At 67.8% G+C, this 5,134-nt stretch carries 4 protein-coding genes and 1 pseudogene; 4 read left to right on the forward strand and 1 reads right to left on the reverse strand.

Features of this window, described 5'->3' with window-relative positions:
• Positions 1 to 147: 147 nt before the first annotated feature.
• Positions 148 to 624: a hypothetical protein gene (locus tag AB0G02_RS27790; RefSeq protein ID WP_360799315.1), complete on the reverse strand. Its 477-nt coding sequence runs from the start codon at positions 622 to 624 to the stop codon at positions 148 to 150.
• A gap of 124 nt (positions 625 to 748) precedes the next feature.
• Between AB0G02_RS27790 and AB0G02_RS27795 the strand changes: the two genes are divergently transcribed.
• From AB0G02_RS27795 to AB0G02_RS27810, 4 genes and pseudogenes are all read left to right on the forward strand, one after another.
• Positions 749 to 1,429, forward strand: coding sequence for a Crp/Fnr family transcriptional regulator (locus AB0G02_RS27795; protein ID WP_360799318.1), 681 nt, complete (start codon positions 749 to 751; stop codon positions 1,427 to 1,429).
• A 47-nt stretch (positions 1,430 to 1,476) separates the two neighbouring features.
• Positions 1,477 to 2,415, forward strand: coding sequence for a hypothetical protein (locus AB0G02_RS27800; RefSeq protein ID WP_360799321.1), 939 nt, complete (start codon positions 1,477 to 1,479; stop codon positions 2,413 to 2,415).
• 5 nt (positions 2,416 to 2,420) lie between these two features.
• Positions 2,421 to 4,541, forward strand: a complete 2,121-nt coding sequence (locus tag AB0G02_RS27805) for a hypothetical protein (protein ID WP_360799324.1) — start codon at positions 2,421 to 2,423, stop codon at positions 4,539 to 4,541.
• Positions 4,542 to 4,596: 55 nt separating this feature from the next.
• Positions 4,597 to 5,134 (forward strand): annotated as a pseudogene (locus AB0G02_RS27810) (hypothetical protein); the annotation flags it as partial.

Consider the following 5,134-nt stretch of genomic DNA (forward strand, 5'->3'; position numbering starts at 1 on the left):
CGCCCGGGGGGCCCGGCCGCAACCCCCGCCCGCCGAGCACCCCCTGGAGCAGGCGGGTCGGCCAAACAGCGCCCCGCGCCACGCCGCGACCGTGGTCAGGAGTGGGACCGCTGGTGGCCGAGCCGATGACCCCGCCGACGACCGGGCTCAGGGTGCCGCCCCGACCGGCGGCTGGCGTGCGGACAGGGTCGCCGCCGAGCAGGCACGACCACGGCACCCCGTCCGTGGGTAGGGCACTGCTCGGGGCGGGTGGGGTGGCCAGGGGAGCCGGAGGAGCACGTCGCGCGCTGTGTCGATCAGCCAGCCTCTACCAGCGAGGCTGGATTCGTAGGCCTGCATTGTGCGCACGGTCTTCGCCTTCTGCTGGTCCGCCGAGACGGCGTCGAAGTAGAAGCTGAAGCCAGCGCGGCCGATCACGCCGAACGCGATGTTCACGCCGGACGCGGTGGAAGTTGGGACGAACATCGCGGCGTAGTTCGGCATCGATGGCAGGGAGGGGATGGGCGGCAAAGATGCCGACGGCGTGGTGGACAGCGTCTGCAGGGCTGGCACGGTGGGCATGACGACGATCGAGGTGCGGGCCGACGTGATGGTGCCCACCTGACTCTGCTGTTCGAGTGACATCGGGGCGTGGCACCCGGTCGAGGGGCCGGTGAACCGCTACAAACGGCTGGTGACACAGGTGCTCCCGCTTCGCCGACCACGTGGTTTTCGCTCCCTCGTCCCAGTCGGTGCTTGGGCTGAACTCGTGCGCCAGGGCGTCACGGTCCACCACGACGCGAAGGCCAGGCTGCTGTACCAGGGGGAGGACGGGGGATCGGTGCTGCTGTCGCTGTCCGGTCGGTTGAAGGTGGTGTACGCCGAACCCGACGGCGCGGAGATCGTGCTGGCGATTCGCGGCCCAGGTGACGTGATCGGGGAGCTGTCGGCCCGGGACGGGCTGTCCCATTCGGCCACCGTCCAGGCGATCGAGCCGGGTACGACATGCAGGCTTCCCGAGCGGCGGTTCACCGACCTCGTCCAGCGGCTCGGACTCGGAGTCCATCTGGACGGCTACATCTCGGGGAAGCTGCGCGAGAGCGCGCCCCACGCGTGGCAGCTCGCCCACCGCACCACTGCCTCACGGCTCATCGCGCTGATCACCACGATTATCGGTGCAGCGGATCCGGACCACCCGGCACCCACCACCATCGCGATGTCCCAGGACGAGCTGGCCGCCGCGCTCGGCTTGGTCCGCTCTGCAGTCACACCGGTGCTGAAGCGGTGGAAGGCCGCTGGGTTCGTCCGGATCACCCGGGGTGGATTGGAGGTTGTGGACGTCCCGGCCCTTATCGGTGTCGGAGTGTCCAGTTCTGGACAGAACGGCGCGGGCCCGCAGGGCAGGCTGGCCTCTGATCAGGCAGTCATCAGCACGGAGGAACACCGGTGAGCGCGGAATTCGCAGGGGCTACCCGCCCGATTGGCGAGTACGTTGGCATGCTAGTCGTCGACGTCCGCCACTTCAGCAAGCACAACAGCGCCGAACAGCAGGTCATCGCGGAGCAGCTGCCCGAAATCCTCCAACGGGTCGCCGATCGCACGAATCTCACCTCGCTGTGGGAGCGTGGCGAGTTTAAGGCGTTCCGCGGTGACGGCTACGTCATCGGGTTCGACCCGAACCTCATCAGTGCCGTCGTTGACGGGTTCTTCGACGCCTTGCAGAGCGAGTTGCGCCTCCGAGCTGCGGAATTCCGCGCGGCTGGGATCGAGCTGCGCGTGCGCGCCAGCCTCCACTTGGGCCCATTGACATCGTTCAACAGGCTGCTGGCGGACTCACCGTCCGGTCGCCCCGTGGTCGAGGCGAACCGCATGGTCGACGCGGAAGCCGTCCGGGCGTTGCTGGACAACTCCGACCCCGAGGTCACCTTTGTCGCCTTGGTGCTGTCCCACAGCGTCATGGAGCACGTGGTCGAGGCGGGGTCGACCACCCGCCGACGGAGCGAGTTCGTCGAGGCGCCGCTGGACGTGACCGCCAAGGAGTACTCGGGGAAGGGATACTTGCGAGTGCCCGTGCCGTCGGGTGACCTGCTCCGGTACGGACTGTTGCACGGCCAGCCGGAAGCTCCGCCGGACGACGACCGGGCGGTGAAGCGGCCGGAGGCACCTGGGCACCATGTCTCCAACCACATGGGCGGGACCGCGCACAACCTGGTTCAGGCGGGTAGCGTGCGCGGCGGCATCCACAGCCACCTGACCCGGAACACCGACAAAGGCATCGAGGTCACCGGGAACGGCAACGTCACCGCCGGGAGCAACGTGGACCAGTCGTCCGGGAAGCAGGAGTTCTCGGGCAACTTCCACACCGCGGGTGACGCCAACTTCGGCCCGTCCAGCGGCCGCCGCGCTGGCCATGACACCGCACCGGAAGCAGGGTGACGGTCTTGGAGCAGTACGACGTCGACAAGTACAATATCCTCCCCTCACCCTCATCCCCGCCTGATTACCTCCGGTCGGAACCGATTCCGCAGATACTCGACGCGCCCGCTCCCGCCGACGTCACGAGCGACTCGCTGGTCCGGATCGACGGGAACGGCAACGACACCGCGTTGCGGGATGTGATCAAGCCCGTGATGACGATCGAGACCGCGGTCTTCGGCGACCAGTTCGCGGAGTTGGCCCGACCGAGGAAGCGCACCGGACGCGGCCTCCAAGACCACAGCGCGCTCGCACGCCTGGCCAGTCGGTACGTGCCCCCGTCGCGACTGCTCACCACCTCCACCCCAGGAGAGCCCGACTCGGCATTGAGCGTCCTGCTCCGTGACCAGGTGCTGCTGCTGACCGCGAAGGAGCGCAGGGGCGGGCAGTTCGCCGCGAGTTTGCGCCTGGGCTACGAACTGCAGAAGTCCCGCCGGGAACTCGTCGTCCGCGAGGAGCTCATCGATCGGTTGGGTGACGATGACCTGCTGGTTGAGGACGAACCGGCCGTGGTGGTCGTCGACCTCCGCACCGCGCCACACGACGAACTCCAAGCCGTACGTCGTGACCTGGTGGAACTCTGCAAGCAGTTCGTGTCCCACCAGAGCTATCTCATCCTTATCATCCCGGTTGCACACAAGCGCGAGTTCGAAGAGTTCCTGCCTGGTCGCGTGCACGACTTGGAGTGCCCGAAACCCGTCGATGTCCTTGCCAAGTACCTCGGTACCCCCGCCACCGACCCGGTTCTGAACTCATCGGAGTTCGCCGATGACCTGCGCGACCTGTGGCCGCCGACGATCAAAGAGGTCGCGGACGCAGTGTCCGACCGGGGCAACCGCGGGGAGGAGCGGGAACAAGCCCTGCGGGAGGTGCTGCGCGACCGGCAGGGCGACCCAGGCCCGCCCTTGCGGGAGGTCGTTCGGAAGAAGCAGGGGAAGAGCGAGGTCGAGTGGCTCGCCTTGCTGCTGGCCGCAGCCTTGCTGGAGGGCGCCGCGCCCTGGCACGTTGTGGCTGCCGCCGACTCGCTGCTCGTCCTCAACAAGGTGGAGCGCAAGAAGACCGTGCCCTTGTTGACACCCAGTCCCTATACGCGGCTGTCCGACCTGGACTACGGGTCGTTCACCCCTGAGAACTGCCGTTTCCAGGCATCCGATTCGGGAGCGGAGGTGTTCCGGTACTTCTGGCAGGAGCACCGGGACCTCCGGAAGACGATGGTGGAGTGGATGGGCGCGTTGCCCGGGCAGATCTCCGACCTGACTCGCGACGAGTTGGAGCGCTTCGCGGACCGGTGCGCCGAACTTGCTGGCTGCGGCGGAACCAAGGAGGTGCTGGAACTCGCGGAGATCTGGGCGAGGCCGAGCGCGGAGTCCGACGATGGGGTTTCCGACCATTGGAAGATCCGTTATCGGCGGTCGATCGCGGTGCGGCTGCTAACCACGACGGCGACAGACCCGGCGGCGGGCGCGCGAATTCGACAGAAGCTCTTGGACTGGTCGAAGAAGGGCGAGAACCTGAACCTGCAACTGCTGACGGCCGAAGTGTGCGCCGGCATCGGAGAGGCTTTTCCCCGTATCGCGCTCACCAGGCTCAAGTACCTGGCGGACTCCCCGAACCCGGACGTGTGGAGCGCCACCCGGCAGGCCACGGTGTCGATCGGTGCGGACCTCGGTACCGCCAGCTTCCTGCGGCACGTGGCGGAATGGTCGGAGAACGCCGGGTCGGCCAGGTTGCGCCTCATGGTGGAGAGCACCGCCACCGTGCTGGCACGGGACTCGGAAGACGCGGATCTCGCGGCCGTGGTCGAGTTCTGGCGTCAGGCACTCCGCACGATGCCCCTGGAGAACCTCTACCCGGCGATCGTGAGTTGGCTGCGCACAGCTGCCGAGACACCGGATACGCGGTGGGACCACATGATGGCGCCCCTCGTGCTGGCCACCGACGCGGAGCTGAAGCCCATCGGTCAGGTGCGTCACGCGGGTCGGTCCGCTGCAGGGTATGGGCACGCAACCGGGAGCGGCCGGCTGATCGCCATCGTCGAACGGCTGTCGAGCCAGCTCGACGAGATCGACCCCCTAGTACCGAAGTAGGGGACGCATCGTGGGTTTGCGGGACCTGTGGCGGCATGGACCGGAGGAGAGGGAGGTGCGGGAATCGGACGAGGTCAACGGCGGGGTCATCTCGGGCGAGATGACCCTGTCACTGCCCAGCGTGGACGAGCTCCTGCCTTTCGAGGTTCACCTCGTCGTGGAGGCAAAGTGGCCGGACGATTCACCTCCGCCCGCGTGGCTGGACATCGCCCGGCACGGTGTTGCCCTGCGTGCGGAGAGGCTGAGCAGGCAGCGCGCGTTGACCGAGGCGGTGCGGTTGCGGGACGGGCTGAGCACGGTGCTGCACAGGTGGCAGCACGTACCGGGCACCGGGGTGCTCGCCCGTGGTCACTGTACGTCGGTTGACGTCGACCACGAGCTCGTCGCGATGGTGAAGGCTCGGGAGGAGGCGGCGCGGCGCTGGTTCGCTGCCTCCTGGCAGGACGAGCGCCGGGCGCAGCAGGCCGAGCAGATGCGCTCGCGGCTTCTCGACCCTCTCCGTGCGACTGCGTGGTGGTTTCTCGACAACCAGGACAAACCGGACCGCCTCGCAGAAGTTGCGCAGGCGTTCGAGACGGCGCGGGACGCCCTCG

Origin of the sequence: Actinosynnema sp. NPDC023658 (assembly GCF_040639995.1) — a bacterium.
Lineage (GTDB): Bacteria > Actinomycetota > Actinomycetes > Mycobacteriales > Pseudonocardiaceae > Actinosynnema.